Origin of the sequence: Sulfitobacter sp. 1A13679 (assembly GCF_043557115.1) — a bacterium.
Taxonomy (GTDB): Bacteria; Pseudomonadota; Alphaproteobacteria; order Rhodobacterales; family Rhodobacteraceae; genus Sulfitobacter; species Sulfitobacter faviae.
Map to the genome: position 1 here is coordinate 12,295 of NZ_JBIFFO010000008.1, position 20,964 is coordinate 33,258.

General features: G+C 62.4%; 23 protein-coding genes. 11 read left to right on the forward strand and 12 right to left on the reverse strand.

The features are described from left to right. Positions 1–26: 26 nt before the first annotated feature. The 4 genes from ACGYLA_RS07990 to ACGYLA_RS08005 form a co-directional block, all read right to left on the reverse strand. Positions 27–791, reverse strand: a complete 765-nt coding sequence (locus tag ACGYLA_RS07990) for an ABC transporter ATP-binding protein (RefSeq protein WP_394431691.1) — start codon at positions 789–791, stop codon at positions 27–29. 10 nt (positions 792–801) lie between these two features. Then, positions 802–2,007 carry a branched-chain amino acid ABC transporter permease gene (locus tag ACGYLA_RS07995; RefSeq protein ID WP_209218747.1) on the reverse strand — a complete coding sequence of 402 codons (1,206 nt, stop codon included), beginning with the start codon at positions 2,005–2,007 and terminating at the stop codon, positions 802–804. Positions 2,008–2,010: 3 nt separating this feature from the next. Beyond that, positions 2,011–3,039 (reverse strand): branched-chain amino acid ABC transporter permease, encoded by a 1,029-nt coding sequence (locus tag ACGYLA_RS08000; RefSeq protein ID WP_271689857.1) that lies wholly within the window; start codon positions 3,037–3,039, stop codon positions 2,011–2,013. A 101-nt stretch (positions 3,040–3,140) separates the two neighbouring features. Next, positions 3,141–4,487: a substrate-binding protein gene (locus ACGYLA_RS08005; protein ID WP_067261823.1), complete on the reverse strand. Its 1,347-nt coding sequence runs from the start codon at positions 4,485–4,487 to the stop codon at positions 3,141–3,143. A 234-nt stretch (positions 4,488–4,721) separates the two neighbouring features. On the opposite strand from ACGYLA_RS08005, the gene ACGYLA_RS08010 reads away from it, so the two are divergent. From ACGYLA_RS08010 to ACGYLA_RS08025, 4 genes are all read left to right on the forward strand, one after another. Next, complete coding sequence (locus ACGYLA_RS08010; RefSeq protein WP_394431693.1) at positions 4,722–6,014, forward strand: helix-turn-helix domain-containing protein; 1,293 nt, start codon at positions 4,722–4,724, stop codon at positions 6,012–6,014. Positions 6,015–6,131: 117 nt separating this feature from the next. Then, positions 6,132–6,500, forward strand: a complete 369-nt coding sequence (locus tag ACGYLA_RS08015) for a response regulator transcription factor (protein WP_067261826.1) — start codon at positions 6,132–6,134, stop codon at positions 6,498–6,500. A 6-nt stretch (positions 6,501–6,506) separates the two neighbouring features. Next, entirely contained in the window at positions 6,507–6,797 is a 291-nt protein-coding gene (locus ACGYLA_RS08020; RefSeq protein WP_394412658.1) for a hypothetical protein, read from the forward strand. Beyond that, complete coding sequence (locus ACGYLA_RS08025) at positions 6,797–9,496, forward strand: ATP-binding protein (RefSeq protein WP_394431695.1); 2,700 nt, start codon at positions 6,797–6,799, stop codon at positions 9,494–9,496. The genes ACGYLA_RS08020 and ACGYLA_RS08025 overlap by 1 nt, the downstream gene beginning before the upstream one ends. Before the next feature lie 32 nt (positions 9,497–9,528). Here ACGYLA_RS08025 and ACGYLA_RS08030 read toward each other — a convergent pair whose 3' ends face one another. Further along, on the reverse strand, positions 9,529–9,951 hold the full coding sequence (locus ACGYLA_RS08030) for a TIGR01244 family sulfur transferase (RefSeq protein ID WP_394408411.1): 423 nt from the start codon (positions 9,949–9,951) through the stop codon (positions 9,529–9,531). 67 nt (positions 9,952–10,018) lie between these two features. After that, positions 10,019–10,258 (reverse strand): hypothetical protein, encoded by a 240-nt coding sequence (locus tag ACGYLA_RS08035; RefSeq protein WP_271689863.1) that lies wholly within the window; start codon positions 10,256–10,258, stop codon positions 10,019–10,021. A 108-nt stretch (positions 10,259–10,366) separates the two neighbouring features. Here ACGYLA_RS08035 and ACGYLA_RS08040 point away from each other — a divergent pair, with 108 nt between their 5' ends. The 3 genes from ACGYLA_RS08040 (at position 10,367) to tig (ending at position 13,182) form a co-directional block, all read left to right on the forward strand. Next, positions 10,367–10,651 (forward strand): DUF2312 domain-containing protein, encoded by a 285-nt coding sequence (locus ACGYLA_RS08040; RefSeq protein WP_394431697.1) that lies wholly within the window; start codon positions 10,367–10,369, stop codon positions 10,649–10,651. Positions 10,652–10,778: 127 nt separating this feature from the next. Further along, positions 10,779–11,696, forward strand: a complete 918-nt coding sequence (locus ACGYLA_RS08045) for a calcium/sodium antiporter (protein ID WP_394431699.1) — start codon at positions 10,779–10,781, stop codon at positions 11,694–11,696. 154 nt (positions 11,697–11,850) lie between these two features. Continuing rightward, a complete protein-coding gene (gene tig, locus ACGYLA_RS08050) occupies positions 11,851–13,182 on the forward strand; it encodes a trigger factor (protein WP_067261839.1) in 1,332 nt (443 codons plus the stop codon). Positions 13,183–13,474: 292 nt separating this feature from the next. On the opposite strand, the gene ACGYLA_RS08055 is transcribed toward tig, so the two are convergent. The 6 genes from ACGYLA_RS08055 to rpsF all read right to left on the reverse strand — a co-directional run bounded on the left by ACGYLA_RS08055 (position 13,475) and on the right by rpsF (position 17,818). After that, the gene (locus ACGYLA_RS08055; RefSeq protein ID WP_394431701.1) at positions 13,475–15,433 is read right to left on the reverse strand and encodes a bifunctional 2',3'-cyclic-nucleotide 2'-phosphodiesterase/3'-nucleotidase; all 1,959 of its coding nucleotides are present in this window, start codon (positions 15,431–15,433) and stop codon (positions 13,475–13,477) included. A gap of 72 nt (positions 15,434–15,505) precedes the next feature. Beyond that, positions 15,506–15,991, reverse strand: coding sequence for a transglycosylase SLT domain-containing protein (locus ACGYLA_RS08060; protein WP_394431703.1), 486 nt, complete (start codon positions 15,989–15,991; stop codon positions 15,506–15,508). Between the two features lie 127 nt (positions 15,992–16,118). Beyond that, positions 16,119–16,409: a hypothetical protein gene (locus ACGYLA_RS08065; RefSeq protein WP_168612589.1), complete on the reverse strand. Its 291-nt coding sequence runs from the start codon at positions 16,407–16,409 to the stop codon at positions 16,119–16,121. A 161-nt stretch (positions 16,410–16,570) separates the two neighbouring features. Continuing rightward, complete coding sequence (rplI, locus tag ACGYLA_RS08070; protein ID WP_067261846.1) at positions 16,571–17,197, reverse strand: 50S ribosomal protein L9; 627 nt, start codon at positions 17,195–17,197, stop codon at positions 16,571–16,573. A gap of 11 nt (positions 17,198–17,208) precedes the next feature. Further along, on the reverse strand, positions 17,209–17,436 hold the full coding sequence (gene rpsR, locus ACGYLA_RS08075; RefSeq protein WP_005852865.1) for a 30S ribosomal protein S18: 228 nt from the start codon (positions 17,434–17,436) through the stop codon (positions 17,209–17,211). A 28-nt stretch (positions 17,437–17,464) separates the two neighbouring features. Next, entirely contained in the window at positions 17,465–17,818 is a 354-nt protein-coding gene (gene rpsF, locus ACGYLA_RS08080; protein ID WP_067261847.1) for a 30S ribosomal protein S6, read from the reverse strand. A 236-nt stretch (positions 17,819–18,054) separates the two neighbouring features. Here rpsF and fabD point away from each other — a divergent pair, with 236 nt between their 5' ends. The 4 genes from fabD (at position 18,055) to ACGYLA_RS08100 (ending at position 20,924) form a co-directional block, all read left to right on the forward strand. Further along, positions 18,055–18,987, forward strand: coding sequence for an ACP S-malonyltransferase (gene fabD / locus ACGYLA_RS08085; RefSeq protein ID WP_394431705.1), 933 nt, complete (start codon positions 18,055–18,057; stop codon positions 18,985–18,987). 69 nt (positions 18,988–19,056) lie between these two features. Continuing rightward, positions 19,057–19,794 (forward strand): 3-oxoacyl-ACP reductase FabG, encoded by a 738-nt coding sequence (gene fabG, locus ACGYLA_RS08090; RefSeq protein ID WP_394431707.1) that lies wholly within the window; start codon positions 19,057–19,059, stop codon positions 19,792–19,794. Between the two features lie 202 nt (positions 19,795–19,996). Next, positions 19,997–20,230 carry an acyl carrier protein gene (locus tag ACGYLA_RS08095; RefSeq protein WP_067261852.1) on the forward strand — a complete coding sequence of 78 codons (234 nt, stop codon included), beginning with the start codon at positions 19,997–19,999 and terminating at the stop codon, positions 20,228–20,230. A 160-nt stretch (positions 20,231–20,390) separates the two neighbouring features. Further along, a complete protein-coding gene (locus ACGYLA_RS08100; RefSeq protein WP_394431709.1) occupies positions 20,391–20,924 on the forward strand; it encodes a GNAT family N-acetyltransferase in 534 nt (177 codons plus the stop codon). The last annotated feature ends 40 nt before the right edge of the window (positions 20,925–20,964 follow it).

A 20,964-nucleotide genomic window follows, 5' to 3' on the forward strand; every position in this document is an offset into this window, starting at 1 on the left:
CCTAGATCTGCGGCAAAGGGAGGGGGTCAGGCGGCGTCTTGGCTTTCGCCGAGATAGGCTTCGCGCACCTTGGGGTGGCCCTTGATCCGGTCGGGCGTGTCTTCGACCAGCGGCGTGCCTTGGGCCAGCACGGTAATCCGCTCGGCGAGTGAAAAAACGACATGCATGTCGTGTTCGATGATGGCGATGGTGATGTCGCGCTCGTCCTTGATCTGTTTTAGCAGGTCGATGGTGTTATTGGTATCGGCCCGCGCCATTCCGGCGGTCGGTTCGTCCAAGAGCAGCAGACGGGGGTCTTGGGCGAGACACATGGCGATCTCCAACCGCCGTTTGTCCCCGCGGGACATGGAGGCTGCGGGCATGTGCCGTTTGTCGATCATACGCATGTCGCGCAGCATTTCCTCGGCCTTGTCGATCATGTCCTGCTGGCCCACGACGCGGGACCAGCCGTTGAGCTGAAAGGCCCCGTCGCGTTTGGCAAGGCAGGGGATCAGCATGTTTTCCATCACCGTCAGATCACCAAAGATCTCGGGCGTTTGGAACACGCGGGAAATGCCCATCTGGTTGATCTCATAGGGTTTGCGGCCCAGCACAGACTGCCCGTCGAACATGACAGAGCCGGTATCGGGGATGAGCTTGCCCACCAGACAGTTCAGCAGGGTGGATTTGCCTGCCCCATTGGGGCCGATGATGGCGTGGACGGAGTTCTCCGCCACGCTGAGGTTCACATCGCTCAGCGCCTGCAACCCGCCAAAGCGCTTGCCGACATTTTTGACTTCGAGAATGGCCATGATGTCTCTCCTATTCCGCGGCTTCGCTGCGCTGTTGGGCGGCGTCGGCCTCGACCGAGCCTGCGTTCTTGTCCCGGCGGCGGAAGACCCGGCCCAGACGTTGCCCGCCCTCGACCAGCCCACCGGGCAGGAAGATCACGACCAGCATGAACAGAAGGCCAAGCGTCAGGTGCCAGCCCTTTCCGACGAAGGGGTGGATGATCGCGACCATCGCGTCTTCGATCCCGTCGGGCATGAAGGCGAACCAGCCGTGCAGCACGTTGTCGTTGATCTTGGCAAAGATGTTCTCGAAATACTTGATGAAGCCTGCGCCCAGCACCGGCCCGATCAAGGTGCCCGCGCCGCCAAGGATCGTCATTAGCACCACTTCGCCCGATGCAGTCCACTGCATCCGCTCGGCCCCCGCCAGCGGGTCCATCGCCGCCAGCAGACCGCCCGCAAGCCCGGCATACATGCCCGAGATGACAAAGGCCGCCAGCGTGTAGGGCCGCGTGTTCAACCCGGTGTAATTCATCCGCTGCTGGTTCGATTTCACCGCCCGCAGCATCATGCCAAAGGGCGAGCGGAAGATGCGGATCGCCAGATAGAAGGCGAGGATCAGGAAGACCGCGCAGAAATAGTAGCCGACTGAGAAGGTGAAGGTCCAACCGCCGAAGAACAGCGTCGTCGAGGAGTTCATCGCCGCCCCGAAGAGATTCGGAAACGAAGGCGCGTCGACGGATTGGAGGTACTGCGGATCGGAGGTGTAGATCTGCAACCCCGTCTCACCGTTGGTGATCGGCGTCAGCACCGAATAGGCGAGGTTGAAGGACATCTGCGCGAAGGCTAGCGTCAGGATCGAAAAGTAAATGCCCGAGCGCCGCAGGCTGATGTAGCCGATCAGTGCCGAGAACAGCCCCGCCATGATAACGGCCAGCACCAGCGCGGGCACGACGTTGTAGCTGAGCAGTTTGAACATCCAGACAGCAGAGTAGGAACCGACCCCCAGAAAGGCCGCATGGCCAAAGGAGAGATAGCCGGTCAGCCCGAAGAGGATGTTGAACCCGATGGCGAAGATGCCAAAGATCACAAAGCGTTGCATCAAGTCGGGGTAGCCCGCGTTGAACTGTGCAAGCCCCGAATCTGCGGGAAAGGGGTTAAGGATGAAGGGGGCGAAGAGCGTGAGAACGATCACGACCCCCAAGAGAAGCGTATCGCGTTTTTCCAGTCCGAACATGTCTTATTCCTCCATCACGCCGCGGCGTCCCATCAGACCGCGCGGGCGGACCAGCAGGATCACGATGGCAACGACGTAGATGATGATCTGGTCGATACCGTAGATGATGCTTTTGATTTCATTCATGGAAGCGAGGCTTTCGAGGATGCCCAAAAGGAACCCCGCCAGCACCGCGCCCGGCAGCGAGCCCATGCCACCGACCACGACGACGACAAAGCTCAGCACCAGAAAGTCCATGCCCATGTGATAATTGGGCGAGTTGATCGGCGCATACATCACGCCCGCAAGCCCCGCCACGGCGGCAGCAATGCCGAACATGATGGTAAAGCGGCGGTCGATGTCGATGCCCAGAAGGCCCACGGTCTCACGATCCGCCATGCCTGCGCGGACCACCATGCCGAAGGTGGTGAATTGTAGAAAGGCAAAGACAGCGGCGATGATGAGTGTGGAAAAGCCAAAATAGACCAAGCGCCAATAGGGGTAGGCCAAAGACGTGTCCAAGCCCAAGAGCGGCGCGAAATCGAAGCTGCCGACAAAGGCCTCGGGCGCGGGTGTGGGGATTGGGTTGGCGCCGTAGAAATATTTGACGACTTCCTGCAAAACGATGGCGAGGCCGAAGGTCACGAGGATCTGATCCGCATGGGGGCGCTTGTAGAAATGTTTGATCAGCCCGCGTTCCATGATGAAGCCGATAAGCAGCATCACCGGGATCGCAAAGAGGATCGCCAGCGGCACCGACCAATCAATGATCGCCTGTCCCGTTTCCGGCCCGAACCACTGTTCGACATAGGGGGTTTTGACCTTCAGCGGATTGCCGAGGAAATCCTTCTTGGTCTCGTCGATGGTCTCGACGCTGAGCGTCAGAATGCGTTGCAGCGTGACCGAACAGAAGGCCCCGATCATGAAGAGCGCCCCATGGGCGAAGTTGACCACGCCAAGGGTGCCGAAGATCAGTGTCAGCCCGAGCGCGATCAGCGCATAGGCCGAGCCTTTGTCGAGGCCGTTGAGTATTTGCAGAAGGATTGCGTCCATGGTCCCCACCTGTAAGGGAAGCGTTTACAAGCGGCTTGGCCGCTTGCAGCGATAAAAAGGGCGCGCAGGATCAGGCCCGCGCGCCATCTGATGTCAGCGGATCAGGCGCCGGGGTTGCATTTGCCCAGATCACCGCCCGCGAACATCGGGTGATCAGGGGCATATTCGACCTGTGCCCGGGGCGTCTGTTCGACGATCTCAAGCGTGTCGTATTCGCTGGTCGGGTTCTCTGCCCCCTTCATCACGAGCACGTCTTTGAAGCACTGGTGATCGTCGGCGCGGTAGAGTGTCGGCCCGTTGCCCAGCCCGTCAAACTCATAGCCCTCAAGCGCCTCGACCACGGCGCAGGGGTTGAACGAGCCCGCCCGTTCCACCGCATCGGCATAGAGCAGGGTCTGCACGTAGCAGGTATGCGCGGAGTTCGACGGCGGACGGCCATATTTCTCACCAAAGGATTTGGTAAAGGCCTTGGACCCTTCGTCTTGCAGCTGCCAGTTCCAGTTCATCGAGCCGATCACGCCCTGCACGTTGGCCCCGGCACCGGCGGCCATCAGCTCGGAGTAGAGCGGCACGACGATCTCGAACTTCTTGCCGTTGACCTGTTTGTCGAGCAGGCCGAACTGCACTGCATTGGTGAGCGAGTTCACCATGTTGCCGCCGTAGTGGTTCAGCACCAGCACATCGGCGCCCGAGTTCAGCACCGGCGCGATATAGGAGGAGAAATCGGTCGAGGCGAGCGGCGTCAGCACGTTCTCCACGGTCTCCCAGCCCATCGCCTCGGTCGCGGCGGCGATGGATTCTTGCTGGGTCCAGCCCCAGTTGTAATCCGCGGTCAGGTGATAGGCGCGACGCTCAGAGCCATAGGCGTTCTTGAGCACTGGGGCGAGCGCGGCGGCGGACATATAGGCGTTGAAGAAATGCCGGAATCCATTGGCCTTGCGGTCCTTGCCGGTGGTGTCATTGGCATGGGTGAGACCCGCCATAAAGATCACGCCCGCCGATTGGCAGAGGTCTTGCACCGCCACGGCCACGCCCGAGGACGAGCCGCCGTTGATCATCACCGCGCCGTCTTTTTCGATCATCGATTTGGCGCTGGCGCGGGCCGCGTCGGATTTCGTCTGGGTGTCGCCGGTGACATATTCGACCTTTTTGCCCAGAATGCCGTTTCCTTTCAGCGCCTTGGAGCTGAAGGTGTTCATCATGCCGCCGTCGCCCCCGCCATTGAGGTGTTCGACCGCAAGCTCCTGCGCGCGCAGCTCATCCAGACCTTCTTCGGCATAGGGGCCGGTCTGGGGCACGTTGAAGCCAAGCGTCACGGTGCTGCCCGTGGGGGCATTGGTGAAGCCCGCGTGATTTTCCGCGCGCAGATAGGTCGGCAGCGCCAACCCTGCACCGGCAACCGCGCCGGTCTGGATCAGCCCGCGGCGTGTCAGTTTCGTAAACGACATGAAGTCCTCCCATTTTTGTAAGTCGCAGCAGCGGAACCTCCCCCCGATGCCACAACACGCAATAGTGCAAAGAAACTATGGCGCGGAAAATGAAAACCGATCAATAAGGCGCTTGATCGAAACGATTTTTTTGTAAATATATTCGCAATCGCATCGGTGGGCCTGTAAAGAATATGATATTGCGGCGCAGAAAGACCTTGAAACAACGGGCGAAAAATCACGCGGGGCCGTCCCATGCGTGAGGGGCTGACCGGCAGCCGCATCCGTGAGCGGCGCGTGATGGCGGGGCTGAAACAGGCGGAGCTTGCGCAGCAAAGCGGCATCTCGGCCAGCTATCTTAACCTCATCGAACACAATCGGCGCAGAATCGGCGGCAAGCTCTTGCTCAATATTGCCCATGCGCTTGGGGTCGAGCCGCAGGCGTTGACCGAAGGGGCCGAAGCCGCGCTGATTGCCACCCTGCGCGAGGCGGCAGAGGATGCGGTGCTAACCGGGCCAGAGAGCGACCGGGCGGATGAATTCGCGGGGCGGTTTCCGGGCTGGGCCAAGGTGCTGGCCAACAGCCAGCGCCGCATCGCGGCATTGGAGCAGACGGTCGAGGCGTTGTCAGACCGGCTGGCCCATGACCCGCAGCTTGCCACCTCCATGCATGAATTGCTCAGCACAGCCGCGGCGATCCGTTCCACCGCGGCGATTCTGGCCGAAACGGACAGTTTGCAAGCGGAATGGCGCGATCGGTTTCACGCCAATATCCACCAAGACAGCCGCCGCCTGTCCGACAGTGCGCAGGCGCTGGTGACCTATTTCGACAATGCCGCCGAGACCCGCGAGGTCGCCCATTCGCCACAGGCCGAGGTTGAGAGCTTCCTCGCCGCGCATGACTACCGTTTCGATCCTTTGGAAGAGGCGCGCGCCCCGCAGGCGGCGATTGCGGCGCTGGTCGAACAGGCCGATACGCTTAAGACCAAGGCCGCGCGGCATATCGCGACGGGGGTGTTGCAACAGATCGCCCGCGATGCGGCGGCGCTGCCTTTGGCGCGGCTGGAGCGGGCGACGGGGGAGATGGGTCACGATCCTGCCGAATTGGCGCAGGCACTCGACCAGCCGATGGGCCGGGTGCTGCGGCGCTTGGCGTCACTGCCTGACCTCGGCGCGGGGCTGGTGGTCTGTGACCGTTCTGGCAGCGTGACATTCGCCAAGTCGATCGAGGGGTTCACCGTGCCGCGCTTTGGCGCCTGCTGCCCGCTTTGGCCGCTCTTTGCGGTGCAGGGGCAGCCGGGGCTGGTGATGAAATCCCGCGTCATGCAGATGGGGCGCGGGCAGGCGGAGTTCGAGGCGATTGCCACCTGCGAAGTGCAGGCCGCCGCTGCCTATAACACGCCGCCGCTCAGCCAATCGGTCATGCTGCTCTTGCCGGTGCCCTCGGGGGCGGCGCCTGCGCAGCCCGTGGGCGCGACCTGTCGCATTTGCCCGGTCGAAGGATGCCGCGCGCGGCGCGAGCCTTCGATCCTGCGCGAGGGGATCTGAGGCCGCGCGGAAGGCAGTTTTTGACAGGGCTGGCAAACCGATGCATGCTCGCCCCGGTGCGCGAGACCCCGCAGCAAGACGGGGCGGCCGCACACCGAGGGGGGAGACTTTTTGCCGATGAGCAAACTCGTAGTTCTGGTGGAGGACGAGGTGAATATCGCCGAGGCCATCCGCTTTTTGCTGAGCCAAGAGGGTTGGCGTGTGGAGACCTTGGCCAATGGGTCAGGCGCGGTGGAGGTGATCCGCAAGGCATCGCCGGATCTGGTCATGCTCGACGTGATGCTGCCGGGCAAGAGCGGTTTCGAGATATTGGATGAGCTGCGGGGTGACCCCGAAACCGGCGCGTTGCCGGTGCTGATGCTGACCGCGAGGGGCCAAAGCCGGGACCGCGCCATGGCCGAAAAGGCGGGTGTCAGCCGCTTCATGACCAAGCCGTTCTCAAATGCCGAGATGCTGGACGCGGTGCGCGACCTGATCGCCAGTTGACCTGCCATGCCCCGTAGGCCGATCTTTCTGGAAAAACGCGGCTACCGTCAGCGGCGGATGATGGATGCGGTGCGCCTGTTGCCGTTTCTGGGGTTGATGCTGTGGATGGTGCCTCTGCTTTGGCCCGTCCCAGCGGGCAGCCCAGACCCCACCGCGCCGACCATCCCGATGAGCGTGGCGCTGCGCTATCTCTTTGGGGTCTGGGCGTTGCTGATCTTGGGGACATGGGCGCTCTGGCGGCGGACCCGGGATGTGGCCTCGGGTGAGGATGCAGCACAGCCGGACGGGCCGCGCTGATGGTATCGCTCAATCAGTTGGTGGCGGTCTGCCTGATGTATGTGGCGGGGCTGTTCATCGTGGCCTTCGCCGCCGAACGCGCGGCCCTGCGCGGGCAGGGCGGCTGGCTGCTGCGCTCGCCGCTGGTCTACACGCTGTCCTTGTCGATCTATTGCACCGCTTGGACCTTTTACGGCGCGGTGGGATATGCGGCGCGCTCGGGGCTGGAATATGTGACCATCTACCTCGGCCCTTCGCTGGTGATGATCGGCTGGTGGTGGGGGCTGCGGCGTTTGGTGCGGATCGGGCGAAGCCATCGCGTCACCTCGATCGCGGACCTGATTTCATCGCGCTATGGCAAGTCCAACACGCTGGCGATCGTCGTGACGGTGATGGCCGTGATCGGTGTGACGCCCTATATCGCGCTGCAATTGCAATCGGTTATCCTGTCGCTGTCGATCTTCGCCGCCGCCGACGTGCCGCTGGCCGAGGCGGGGGGCGATGTGATCAACCGGGGGCAGGCGGCGCTTTGGGTCGCGGCGGGGCTGACGCTCTTTACCGTGCTTTTCGGCACCCGGAACCTGAACGTAAACGAACGGCATCACGGCGTGGTCATCGCCATCGCGGTGGAGGCCGTGGTCAAGCTCTTGGCGCTGGTGGCGGTGGGGGTCTACGTCATCTGGGGCCTGGCCGGGGGCTTGGGCGAGACCTTGGCGCGGATCGACGCCTCCGACATCGGCCAATGGCAAGTGCAGGGCAGCCGTTGGGCCGCGTTGACCGTGCTTTCGGGGGCCGCGCTTTTGTGCCTGCCGCGCATGTTTCAGGTCATGGTGGTCGAGAACGACGACGAGCGGCAGTTGCAAATCGCAAGCTGGGCCTTCCCGCTGTACCTGATGCTGATGAGCCTTTTCGTCGTGCCCATCGCGGTGGTGGGGCTAGACCTGATGCCCGAAGGCGCGAACCCCGATCTTTTCGTGCTGAGCCTGCCACTCAGCCAAGGGCAGAACGGGCTGGCAATGCTGTCTTTCTTGGGCGGTTTCTCATCGGCGACCTCGATGGTGATCGTCGCCACGCTGGCGCTCTCGACCATGGTGAGCAACCATATCGTCATGCCGATCTGGCTGGCGCTGCGCCGCGATGGGGCGACGCAGTCGGGGGATGTGCGCAATATCGTCATCCTTGCGCGGCGGTTGTCGATTTTCTGCGTGGTGGGCTTGGGTTATCTCTATTACCGCGCCTCGGGCGGCAGCGGGGCGCTGGCGGCGATTGGCACGATTTCCTTCGGCGGGGTGGCGCAGTTTCTGCCCGCGATGCTGGGCGGCGTGCTCTGGCGCGGGGCCACGCGGACCGGTGCGCTTTGCGGGCTGGGCACGGGCTTTGTTCTTTGGGTCTTTACCATGCTGCTGCCCAGCTTTGGCGCGGATGTGGCCCTGTCGAGCGCGACCTTGGAGCAGGGGCTTTGGGGGCTCGCTTGGCTGCGCCCCGAGGCGCTTTTCGGCATCGTGGGTATCGACCCGACGGTGCATGCGGTGGTCTGGAGCCTCGCGCTCAACACGCTGGTTTTCGTGATCGTCTCGCTCTTCAGCTTTCCCACACCGTTGGAGCGGCTTCAGGGCGCGCAATTCGTCAATGTCTTTGACCATTCTGGCCCGGCGCGGGGGTGGACGGCCTCGGTCGCGGGCAGCGAAGACCTGATGATCATGGCGCAGCGCATCTTGGGCGCAACGGAGGCGCAGGCGTTTTTCACCCGCGAGGCAGAACGGCAGGGGCAGGGGCAACGTCTGCCCGAGCCCACACCACGATTCGTGCAGGCGCTGGAGCGGGAGTTGGCCGCCTCGGTCGGGGCGGCCACGGCCCATGCGATGGTGGCGCAGATCGTCGGCGGGGCCTCGGTCTCGGTCCAAGACCTGCTGGCTGTGGCCGACGAATCCGCGCAGATGCTGGAGTATTCCAGCCAGTTGGAGGCCAAGTCGCGTGAGTTGACCGAGACAGCAGCGCAGCTGCGCGCGGCGAATGAGAAGCTGACGCAGTTGTCGCTGCAAAAGGACAGTTTCCTCAGTCAGATCAGCCATGAATTGCGCACGCCGATGACCTCGATCCGCTCGTTTTCCGAGATCTTGCGCGATGCGCCCGGTCTCACGGACGCCGACAAGAACCGCTATGCCACAATCATTCATAGCGAGACGATCCGTCTGACGCGGCTGCTCGACGATCTATTGGACCTTTCGGTGCTGGAAAACGGGCAGGTGACGCTGAACCAGCGCGAGGGCAACCTGCGCGATCTGCTGGAACTGGCGGTGACCACGGCGCAGGCGGGGGCCACGCGGCCGCTCAAGGTGCTGCGCGATCCGCAGGCCGAGGATATTGTGCTGACCAGCGATCTCGACCGGCTGGTGCAGGTCTTTATCAACCTCGTCACCAACGCCCGCAAATACTGCGCTGCGGATAACCCGCAACTGGTGATCACGCCGCGGGTGACGGCGCAGGGGCTGGTGATTGATTTCGTCGACAACGGCCATGGGATCGACGCAGGGTCGGAGGCGCTGATTTTCGAGAAGTTCTCGCGCATCACGGGGGAAGGCGATGGCGCGGGGCTTGGCCTTGCCATCTGCCGTGAAATCATGTGCCGCTTGGGCGGAGAGATCAGCTTTCTGCGGGATGTGCCCGGCACGGCCTTCCGTGTGCAACTGCCCGCCCGCGCCCTGACCGCGGCGGCGTAGAATACCGGCCCCCAATGGGACCGGCAGAGACCTCAGGTATAGCTTTGCCCCAGCATGGGGCGCATGTTCTCAAGGTCATATCCGCCTTGACGTGCCGCTTCGATGATCGCGTCGCTGTCCATCTCACCGGCTTGGCCTAAGGCCCAAGCGATGGTGGAGCGGGTGCCCGAGGCGCAATAGGCCAGCACGGTGTCATCGGTTTCCACGCCGAGGGCGCGGTTCTTGGCGATGACATCTGGGGTCATGGTCTGGTGGGTCAGCGGCTGTTCGGCAAAGGCAATCCCCGCGGCCTCGGCCGCGCTGCGCATGGCGGCGGCCTGATGGCTGGGCGGCACTTCCGCGTCGGGGCGGTTGCACAGGATGCGGGTGATGCCTTGGGCGCGCAGGCTTTCCATGTCACCGGGCTCGATCTGCGGGGCGACGAAATAGCGGGGGGTGATTTGGCGAATATCCATGAGCTGATTTAAGCAGATGCAGCGGCCCTGTCCAGCACCGCCGAAGCGGGCCGGTCAAACCCGTCGATCAGCCCAGCGAAATCCCGAGGATTACCAGCATCAGGCCGATCACGGACAGAAACAGCGCGCCCATATTCAGCGGCACGACTTTGCGCAACACCACGCGCATCGCCTCATCGTCCAATTGCGCCCGTTTTGCACGGCTCACCTTGATAATGCACCAGCCCAGACCGAGCAATCCCAAGAGGGACAGACCGGCGCCGCCCCAGACCATGAGATCGAAAATAGATGTGTTTGCGCTTTCCATGGCGGCAGAGCTACGCCAAACCGCCAAGGGGGGCAAGTCCCGCTTGCGGGCTGGGCGTGCAGCCTGTAGTCAAACCCGCCAGAGCCAGCCATTCCGTGAGGACTTCCCATGAGCGATACCAGCAACAATCCCGATGTCGTCGAATCCCAAGGTGATGCGACCTACCGGGTCACCGCCAATGAGCTGCGCCAGTTCGTCGAGCGGATCGAGCGTTTGGACGCCGAGAAGAAAGACCTTGCCGAACAGCAAAAAGAGGTGATGGCCGAAGCGAAATCGCGCGGTTACGACACCAAGGTGCTGCGCAAGGTGATCGCCCTGCGCAAGCGCGACAAGGACGACATCGCCGAAGAAGAAGCGGTGATGGAAATGTACAAAGAAGCCTTGGGCATGTGAGCGCCCCGCCGCGGCGGGACTGAATTTTCCGCGCGGCCTTGAATGCCTCCGGCCCATCCCCATTTACATCGGGCGTCTGCGCGGTCTCCGCGACGCCCGATGGTCTGAGGCCGGTGAGATTTTTCCCGTGAACATTCTGTTTGTCCTTGGTGGTCTGCTGGGGCTCGTGCTCGGTGGTGAGTATCTGGTGCGCGGCGCCGTGGCGCTGGCGCAGAGGGTTGGCTTGTCGCCCTTAGTGATCGGGCTGACGGTGGTGGGCTTTGGCACCTCGGCCCCGGAACTGGTGACCTCGGTTCAGGCGGCTTTGCTGGGCGCGCCGGACATCGCGCTTGGCAATGTCGTGGGATCGAACATCGCGAATATCCTGCTGATTCTCGGCTTTGCGGCGGTGATCGCCCCGGTGGCCATCTCCGGACGTAGTTTCGCGCGGGACGGGACGGTCATGCTGGCGGCGAGCCTGCTTTGCCTTGGCGCCGTGCTGCTGGGGCAGGTGGATCGGCTGGCGGGGGGCGTCGCGCTCGTGGGGCTGGCGGCCTATCTGATTTACACCTTTCGCAGCGATCGAAGCGGGGCAGAGGCGATGGAACCGCTGCCGGATCAAGCGCCGTTTTGGCTGGCGCTCGTCTGGCTGCTGGGGGGGCTTTTGCTGACCATTCTTTCGGCGCGGTTTCTGGTCACCGGCGCCGTGGCGCTTGCGCAGGCCGTGGGGCTGTCCGAGGCGGTGATCGGCCTGACCATCGTGGCCGTTGGCACCTCCATGCCGGAATTGGTCACATCGGTCATCGCCGCAAGGCGCGGACAGAGCGATGTGGCATTGGGCAACGTGGTCGGCTCCAACATCTTCAACATCCTCGGCGTTCTGGGCATCACCACACTGATCCAGCCGGTGGGGGTGGCTGCGCAGATCGCCGCGCTCGACATCTGGGTGATGCTGGGGGCCACGGTGGCGCTGATCGCCTGCGCCGTTGGCGGGCGCGTGACACGCGGGCAGGGGGCGCTCTTTGCGCTGGCCTATGTGGCTTATGTCGCCGTGCTTTTGGTGTAACCCGGCACAGGGTTGTCCGGCGGGGGTGGAGGCGAATTCTGCGGAAGTGGCGCGATGGGCCGCGGACCCCCTTGCGCAGGCGGTTCAACACCCATAGAAGGACACAAATTTTCGCCCGCGCCCCCGCCGCGCGGCCTTACCCTATGGAGCACACATGCAGGTCAACGAGACGCTGAACGAAGGTCTGAAACGCGGTTACAACATCACCGTCACCGCCGATGAGCTTGAAGCCAAGGTCAACGAGAAGCTGGCCGAAGCGCAGCCCGAAGTCGAGATGAAGGGCTTCCGCAAGGGCAAGGTGCCGATGGCGCTGCTGAAAAAGCAGTTCGGCCAGCGGATCATGGGCGAAGCGATGCAGGAAAGCATCGACGGCGCCATGAACGAGCACTTCGAGAAGACCGGCGACCGCCCCGCGATGCAGCCCGAGGTCAAGATGACCAATGAGGACTGGAAAGAAGGCGACGATGTCGAAGTCTCCATGTCCTACGAAAAACTCCCTGAGATTCCCGAAGTTGATCTGAGCAAGATCGAACTGGAAAAGATGGTGGTCAAAGCTGACGACGCGGCTGTCGAAGAAGCGCTGGCAAGCCTTGCCGAAACCGCGCAGGACTTCAAAGCCCGCGAAGAGGGTGCCAAGGCCGAAGATGGCGATCAGGTTGTGATCGACTTCAAAGGCTCCGTCGACGGCGAAGAATTTGAAGGCGGCGCGGCGGAAGATTACCCGCTGGTGCTGGGCTCCAACTCCTTCATCCCCGGCTTCGAAGAGCAGCTGGTTGGTGTGAAAGCGGGCGAAGAGAAATCCGTCGTCGTCAACTTCCCCGAAGAATATCAGGCCGCGCATCTGGCCGGTAAGGAAGCGACCTTCGCTTGCACCGTGAAAGAAGTGAAAGAGCCCGTCGCCGCCGAGGTTAACGACGAGATGGCCAAGAAATTCGGTGCCGAGGATCTCGACGCGCTGAAAGGTCAGATCGCTGAGCGTCTGGAAGCTGAATACGCTGGTGCATCGCGCGCCGTGATGAAGCGTAACCTGCTGGACGCGCTCGACAAAGAGGTCAGCTTTGACCTGCCGCCGTCGCTGGTTGACGCCGAAGCCAAGCAGATCGCGCATCAGCTGTGGCACGAGGAAAACCCCGATGTGGAAGGCCACGACCACCCCGAGATCGAGCCGACAGACGAGCACAAGACATTGGCCGAACGCCGCGTCCGTCTGGGCCTGCTGCTGGCCGAGCTGGGCCAGAAAGCCGACGTTCAGGTGACCGACGCCGAGATGACCCAAGCGATCATGAACCAGGCGCGTCAGTACCCGGGTCAGGAGCGTCAGTTCTTTGAATTCGTGCAGCAGAACCAGCAGATGCAGCAGCAGATGCGCGCGCCGATCTTCGAGGACAAGGTCGTCGATCACGTGGTCGAGCAGGCCAAGGTGACCGAGAAAGAGATCTCGAAAGAAGAGCTTCAGAAAGCTGTTGAAGAGCTGGAAGACGAGTAAGTCTTACCGGATCGGATTTTGGAGCAGGGGCGACGGGAAACCGTCGCCCCTGTTTCGTTTGGACTGCACGCGAAGCGTGGCCTTTGCCTGTCACTCGGGATGGCCGTGAAGGATTACGACCCTACTGTCGACGTCCCGCCCGGGGGCACCCCGGGGGGCGATTTGCAAGGTCTTGAAAATTCGCAGTAGTTGTGTGCGATGGGGGCGACCGCAGGCCACCATCGTTGCAACGCCCCCAAGGGAGGACGCTGCTCTATTTGGCAATGTCAGATGCTGATACGCACCGGGTACGTCACAAAGTAATCCGGAACTGCGCGAAGCCGTCTTCCGTGTCGCCTACCTGTTCCATCTCTACCCCTGTCACCTCATCGACGTAGTCCGCCGCCTTCGGACCGGTTTCGAACATCACGCTCGTTTCCTCCAACGGCGCGAAGCGCCAGTGGCCATCGGCGCGGGGGCTAATGGTGCCTTTTTCGACGATATAGCGCACAATCACATCGCGGTTGGTGTCGGGCCCTTCAAACACGATGGTATCGCCCATCGCGCCGGGGAAAGCCCCGCCGCCGCTGGCGCGGTAATTGTTGGTGGCGATGATGAATTCGGATTTAGGATCAAGGGGTTGCCCTTCGAACTCAAGATTTACGATCCGGCTTGCCTCAGGGTTTGCAACGGTGCCCTTGGGCCCGAATTTCGAAGGCTGGCTAAGGTCGATCTGATAGGTCACCCCGTCGATCACATCGAAATTGTAGCTGGGGAACTCGGGGTTCAAGAGCGGTTGGTTGGCCTTCCCGGGGGTGATCTGGTTGAACATGCCAGCGGAACGTTCGAGCCAGTCTTTCACCTGCGCCCCGGTCACGCGCACCGCGCGGGCTGTGTTGGGGTAGAGGTAGAGGTCGGAGACATTCTTGATCGCTACATCGCCCTTCGGGACGTCAGTGTAATACTCCGGCCCGCCACGGCCACCGGCCTTGAAGGGGGCGGCGGCAGAGAGGATCGGCAGCCCCTCATGTTCGGTCCCCTTCAGCATCTGTTCGATATACCAGCGCTGCGCGTTGGAGACGACCTGCACGGAAGGATCATCCGCCACCAGCGCGAAATAGCTGTGCAGATTGGCGTCGGTCTTGCCCACGGCGCGGCGAACATAGGCCAGCGTCTCATCATGTTCCTGTTGGACGGAGGCAAGCACCTCGGCATCGCTTTCCACCAGCGGCATCACAGAGCGGTCTTCGTTGCGCTGCGAAATGGCGCGGGCTTCGGCGCTGTGGCTGGCGATGCGCCAGCCGCTGCCGTCACGCTCAAGCATCAGGTCGATCAGGCCCAGATGGCTGCCCCAGAAGCCGCCCATGGTGGCGGGTTTGCCGTGGATCGTGCCTTCGCTAACGTCCACGCCCGGATAGTCCGCATAGCTGCCCGAGGGGAAGACGAGGTGGCTGTGTCCGGTCATGATGGCGTCGATCCCCTCTACGGCGGCGAGGGGGACTGAGGCGTTCTCCATCATATCCTCTTCCTTGGCCGCACCGATGCCCGAGTGCGACAGCGCGATGATGATGTCGGCCCCTGCCTCTTTCATCTGGGGCACCCATGCGCGGGCGGACTCGAGGATATCGCGGGCCTGCACCTTGCCTTCGAGATGGCGGCGGTCCCAGCTCATGATCTGGGGCGGGACGAAGCCGATGATGCCGATCTTGATCGGATGCGTCTCACCGGCACCATCGGTCAACATCCGGTCGAGCAGGACATAGGGTTTGACCAGCGTGTCATCGTCGCTCGGCTTGGCGCCGATCTTCTTTACGACATTGGCACTGACCACCGGGAAGTCGGCCCCGGCGAGGGATTTCATCAGGAAGTCGAGCCCGTAGTTGAACTCGTGGTTGCCCAGGGTCGAGGCGTCATAGCCAAGCGTGTTCATCGCTTGGATCACAGGGTGCATATCGCCTTCTTTCATGCCGCGCTCATAAGCGATGTAATCGCCCATCGGATTGCCCTGCAAAAAGTCGCCGTTATCGAGCATCAGGGTATTGGTCGCCTCGGCGCGGATCGATTTGACGATGCTGGCGGTGCGGGCAAGGCCCACGGTGTCGACCTCTTTGTCGGCGTAATAGTCGTAAGGAAAGACATGCACATGCAGGTCCGTCGTCTCCATCAGCCGCAGATGCGCCTGATTGGCCGCGGCACGGAGAGAAAAGGGGTGGAGGGCCAGCAATCCGGCAGTGCCGGCGAGGAAGTGACGACGGTTGAGGCGGAGGGTCATGCGGCGTTCCTTCTTGACGTGATTAACACCTACCTGAGGCGAAGCGAGAGGCCGCGCAAGCCCGAAAATTAATCACCCGTCCCGTAGGCCGGTTTCCACAAGCATGCCGCGGCGCTTTGCCTCGTAATAGTAACCGCGGGCGTACCATTTGATGGCGGTGCCATGGTCGCCGTCCGACAGGAGCCAGGCGCCGCGCAGATATTTCAGCGCGTATTGCAGATTGGTATCGGCGTCTAAAAGATCGGAAGGTTTGCCCCGGAACCCCATCGACCGTGCGGTGGCGGGCAGGATCTGCAGCAGCCCGTAATAGGGGCCGTTGCGGGCGCGGGGATTGTGGGTGCTTTCGCGGATGGCGAGACGGTGCACCAAGGGGCGCGGCAAGTCATAGAAGTCGGCCCAGTGGTTGATCTTGCGCCGCAACTCGGGCGTCTCATTCGGGTGAAGCGGCAGGGCGGGGTGCTGCGGCGGCGTGGGGGAGACTTCGGGCGCGGCGTTGCAGGCGGTGAGCGTGCTGGCAGCGATGAGGGAAAGGAACATGCGGCGTGTGGTCTGAGGCATGATGCACCGGAGCTTGTTATCTCGCCCCGAGGATCGCCCCAAGGGGGGCATCGGGCAAGAGCGCAGGCGCAGGATACGCGGCCCCTTGCCCAAGCCTTGGACCCTCAGGCGCGGCTTTTCGCCATGCTTAAACGTCGGCGACGATTTCGCCTTTCATTTCGCCGGTCATGCGGCTCTGATCTTCGCGTTTTACCGAACGGCGGACCTCGTCGATCTTGAGTTCGGCGGCGTCGCGCGTGGCCCTGTCGGGCCATTCGGTGATCGCGGCACTTGTGCGCTCAGAGGTGCGGACCACGGTGATGCGGCTGGCGCCAAAGCCCTTGAGGGCGGGCAGGCGCTTTTCTTCGATGGCGCGCAGGGCCACGTCGTAATCCGCCCCGTCAGCGAGTTCCCAAGTGGTGATGGTGATGTAACGCATGTGTCATCCTCCATGCTGAATGGAGGGATCATAGCATAAATCGCGCTGTTTTTGCAGGGGTTTGCGTCAGAGGCCCGCGCAGGGCGGTTGGAGGGCTTGCGCAAAAGAAAACGCCGCGCGGAGGACCGCGCGGCGTTTCATGTCAGATCGGACAGGCCGGATCAGCTGTTGCTGTCGTCCTGTGCGTCGCCCTCGGGGGTGCGCACCACATCCGAGTCGCCGTCTTCGTCAGCGGCAGAGCCGATGTCGTCGAAGAGTTCGGAGATCTCGAATTCAGCGGCGGCTTCCTCTTCGGCGGCCAGTTCCTGAATCGATTTGCCCGATGCCTGAAGCTCGGCTTCTTCGGGCGAACGGGCAACGTTCAGCTCGATTGTGGCGTCGACTTCGGGGTGCAGGATGATGCGCACGTCATGCACGCCCAGTTCCTTGATCGGATTGCCCAGAACGACCTGCTTGCGGTCGATCGAGAAACCTTCGGCAGTCGCGGCTTCGGCGGCGTCACGGGTGGTGACGGAGCCGTAGAGCGCGCCGGCGTCGGAAGCGGAGCGAATCACGACGAACTGCTGACCGTTCAGCTTCTCGGCGAGTTTCTCGGCTTCTTTCTTGGTCTCGAGGTTCTGTGCTTCGAGCTGGGCTTTCTGGCCCTCAAAGGCTTCGACGTTGGCCTTGGAGGCCGACAGCGCCTTGCCCTGCGGCAGCAGGTAGTTGCGGGCATAGCCGGGCTTTACGTCCACGACTTCGCCCATCTGGCCCAGTTTGGCCACACGTTCCAGAAGGATAACTTGCATGTGCTCTCTCCTTACTTGACGGCGTAGGGCAGCAGGGCGAGGAAACGGGCGCGTTTGATGGCACGGGCCAGCTCGCGTTGTTTCTTGGCCGATACGGCGGTGATGCGGGAAGGAACGATCTTGCCACGCTCAGAGATGTAGCGTTGCAGCAGACGTGTGTCCTTGTAGTCGATCGCAGGTGCATTGTCGCCCGAGAAGGGGCAGACTTTGCGGCGGCGGAAAAATGGTTTTGCAGCCATGATTTAAGTCCTCTTCTTCAAGCGTTGATCAACGGCGCTCGCGACGGTTGTCGCGTTCGTCACGTTTCTGCATCTGCACCGAGGGCAGTTCCTTGTGCTCGTCGACCTTGATGGTCAGAACGCGCATCACGTCGTCATGCAGGCGCATCAGGCGTTCCATTTCCTGCACGGCGGTCGCGGGTGCGTCCGAACGCAGGAAGGCATAGTGGCCCTTGCGGTTCTTGTTGATCTTGTAGGCCATCGTTTTGACGCCCCAGTACTCGCTGTCGACGAGCTTGCCGTCGTTGTCCGCGAGAACGGTGCCGAAGTGTTCGATGAGGCCTTCTGCTTGCGTGTTGGACAGGTCCTGACGCGCAATCATAACATGCTCATAAAGCGGCATGTGCACTCCTATTTGTATCAAGGCGCATTTCATAGGCGGGGCGTTTATCCTTGCTCCCCACCACGAGAGTCTGCGCGGTTCATATGCTGTGCAAGGAAGCGCCCGTATACACGGTTTCCCGGCCACGGCAAGCCCCGATGCCCGCCGCGCCAGAGACCGGCGGTGCGGCGCAAGGCTTGCCCTTACGGCACGGGACGCGATACATCAGGCCAAATCGCTAATAAGAGGCTGCAACCATGAGCATCGCATTCGTTTTCCCCGGGCAGGGCGCCCAGACCATCGGCATGGGCCGCGATTTGGCCGAAGCCTATCCTGAAGCCCGCGCCGTATTTGACGAGGTCGACGCGGCCCTGGGCGAAAAGCTGTCTGACCTGATCTGGGAAGGCGACATCGAGACGCTGACCCTGACCGAGAACGCGCAGCCCGCGCTGATGGCGACTTCGATGGCCGCCATGGCCGCGCTGAAGGCCGAGGGTGTAAGTGTCGAGAAAGCGGCCTTCGTGGCCGGGCACAGCCTTGGTGAATACTCGGCACTCTGTGCTGCGGGCGCGCTGTCGCTGGCTGACACCGCGCGGCTGCTGCGCATCCGCGGCAAGGCCATGCAGGCCGCCGTGCCGGTGGGTGAGGGCGCCATGGCGGCGATTCTCGGCCTCGGCATCGAAGAGACCGAGAAACTGGCCGAAGCCGCTGCCGAGGGCGCGGTCTGTCAGGTCGCCAATGAGAATGACCCGAGCCAGAACGTGCTCTCCGGCGAAAAGGCCGCGGTAGAGCGGGCCGTTGCCATGGCGAAAGAGGCCGGGGCCAAGCGCGCGTTGCTGCTGCCCGTCTCCGCCCCTTTCCATTGCCCCTTGATGGGGCCGGCTGCGGAAGAGATGGCAAAAGCACTGGGCGAGGTGACCTTTAACGATCCCGCCGTGCCGTTGGTGGCCAATGTCACCGCCGAGGCGGTGTCGGACGCCGCCCGCATTCGCGAGTTGCTGGTCGAACAGGTCACGGGCCGAGTGCGCTGGCGTTCCTCGATCGAGTGGATGGCCGCGCAGGGCGTGACAGAGGCGTGGGAGATCGGCGCGGGCAAGGCGCTTTCGGGCATGATCCGACGCATCGACAAAAGTGTCGCCACCCGCAGCATCGGCACGCCGGATGAGGTTAAGGCCGCGTCTGACGCCTGAGGCATGAAAATAAGCGGCATTCCCGCCGCGTCGGGGCCTCGCGCCCTTTGAGAGAATAAAGGAAGAGACATGTTCGATCTTACAGGAAAAAATGCCCTGATCACCGGCGCCTCGGGCGGCATTGGTGCTGACATCGCCCGCAAGCTGCATGCCCGAGGGGCGACCGTCGGCCTGTCGGGGACGCGGACTGAACCACTGGAAGCGCTGAAGGCCGAGTTGGGTGGGCGCGCGCACGTGCTGCCCTGCAACCTGAGCGATATGGAAGCTGTCGACGCGCTGCCGAAGCAGGCGGCGGAAGCGATGGGGTCGGTCGATATTCTGGTGAACAACGCTGGCATCACCCGCGACAACCTGTTTATGCGGATGTCGGACGAAGAGTGGAACTCGGTCCTGAATGTGAACCTCACCGCGACCTTCAAGCTCTGCAAAGGGGTGATGCGCGGCATGATGAAGGCGCGTTGGGGCCGGATCATCAATATCTCCAGCGTGGTGGGCGCCACCGGCAACCCCGGTCAGGCGAATTACGCGGCCTCCAAGGCCGGTGTCGTGGGCATGTCCAAGTCGCTGGCCTATGAGGTGGCAAGCCGCGGGATCACCGTGAACGCCGTGGCCCCGGGCTTTATCACCACCGCCATGACAGACAAGCTGACGGATGAGCAAAAGTCTGCAATCATGGGGCAAATTCCCGCAGGCCGCATGGGCGACCCGGATGAGATCGCTGCGGCTGTGGTCTATCTTTCCAGCCCCGAGGCCGCCTATGTGACAGGGACCACCTTGCATGTGAACGGCGGTATGGCCATGTTGTGACCCTGCGCCTCAATAGCGTTTGCCAAGCCCGGCGCATGTGCTAAAGGGGGCGCAGAATCGAAACGGAGGGTGCTTGATCACCCCCTGCGCCTTGTGCGAACAAGGAAATAGCCGCCCCTTTTGGGGCATCCTCCAAACGCCGATTACCGGCGGGCGGAAACCAAAAGGGGCCTTGAATGGCCCGAAGACATGAGGACTTATTATGAGCGACGTCGCAGACCGCGTGAAAAAGATCGTTGTAGAACACCTGAGCGTGGAAGAGGACAAAGTGACTGAGAATGCGTCGTTCATCGACGATCTCGGCGCAGACAGCCTCGACACCGTGGAACTGGTGATGGCGTTCGAAGAAGAGTTCGGCATCGAGATCCCCGATGACGCGGCTGAGAACATCCAGACCGTTGGCGATGCGGTCAAGTTCATCAAAGAAGCCTCCTAAGGCTTTGCCGGGCAACCGGCGGATTTGAGTTTTGAAAACGGCGTTGTTCCTAGCGGAATGACGCCGTTTTTATTTGTCTGAACGGGGGTGGGCTTGTCCCTTGGAGGCGGAGGCCGCATGTCTGCGCCAAGAAGTCTCAAGCGTGAAGGCAATTCACCCCATGTCTCGCACGATCCCGACCATCAACACCGCCAGACTGACCCTGCGCGCCATGCGGGCCGAGGATTTTCAGCGCTATGCCGAGATTTGGGCGATGCCCGATGTGGCGGACCGGATCCTCGATCAGCCCCGGCCCAAGGGGCAGTCATGGGATGCTTTTCTGCGCAACGCGGGCCATTGGCAGATCACCGGTTTTGGGCAGTGGGCGGTGCAGCTCCACCGCCAGCGCGAGATGTTGGGTCAGACCGGTTTCGTCTTTGGCTCCCGCAATTTCGGTGAGGATTTCGACACTTACCCCGAAGCGCGGCTGGTCTTGGCCCCTCAGGCCCAAGACCAGCGGCTTGGGGCAGAAGCCGCCCGGGCGGCGCATGAGTGGTTTGATCGGGTGATCACGGGCCGCACGGTCTGCATGATTTCGGCGGGGAATGAGGCCGCTTTGCGGATCGCGGGGGCGCTTGGCTATCAGGGGCTGCGCGACGTCAAGACCGGGGGCGGTGCGGTGCATCTGATGACCCGGCGCGGCCCGCCGGGCTGAGCTTGTGAGCCGCGAAGGCCCCTGAGATTCGACCCATCGG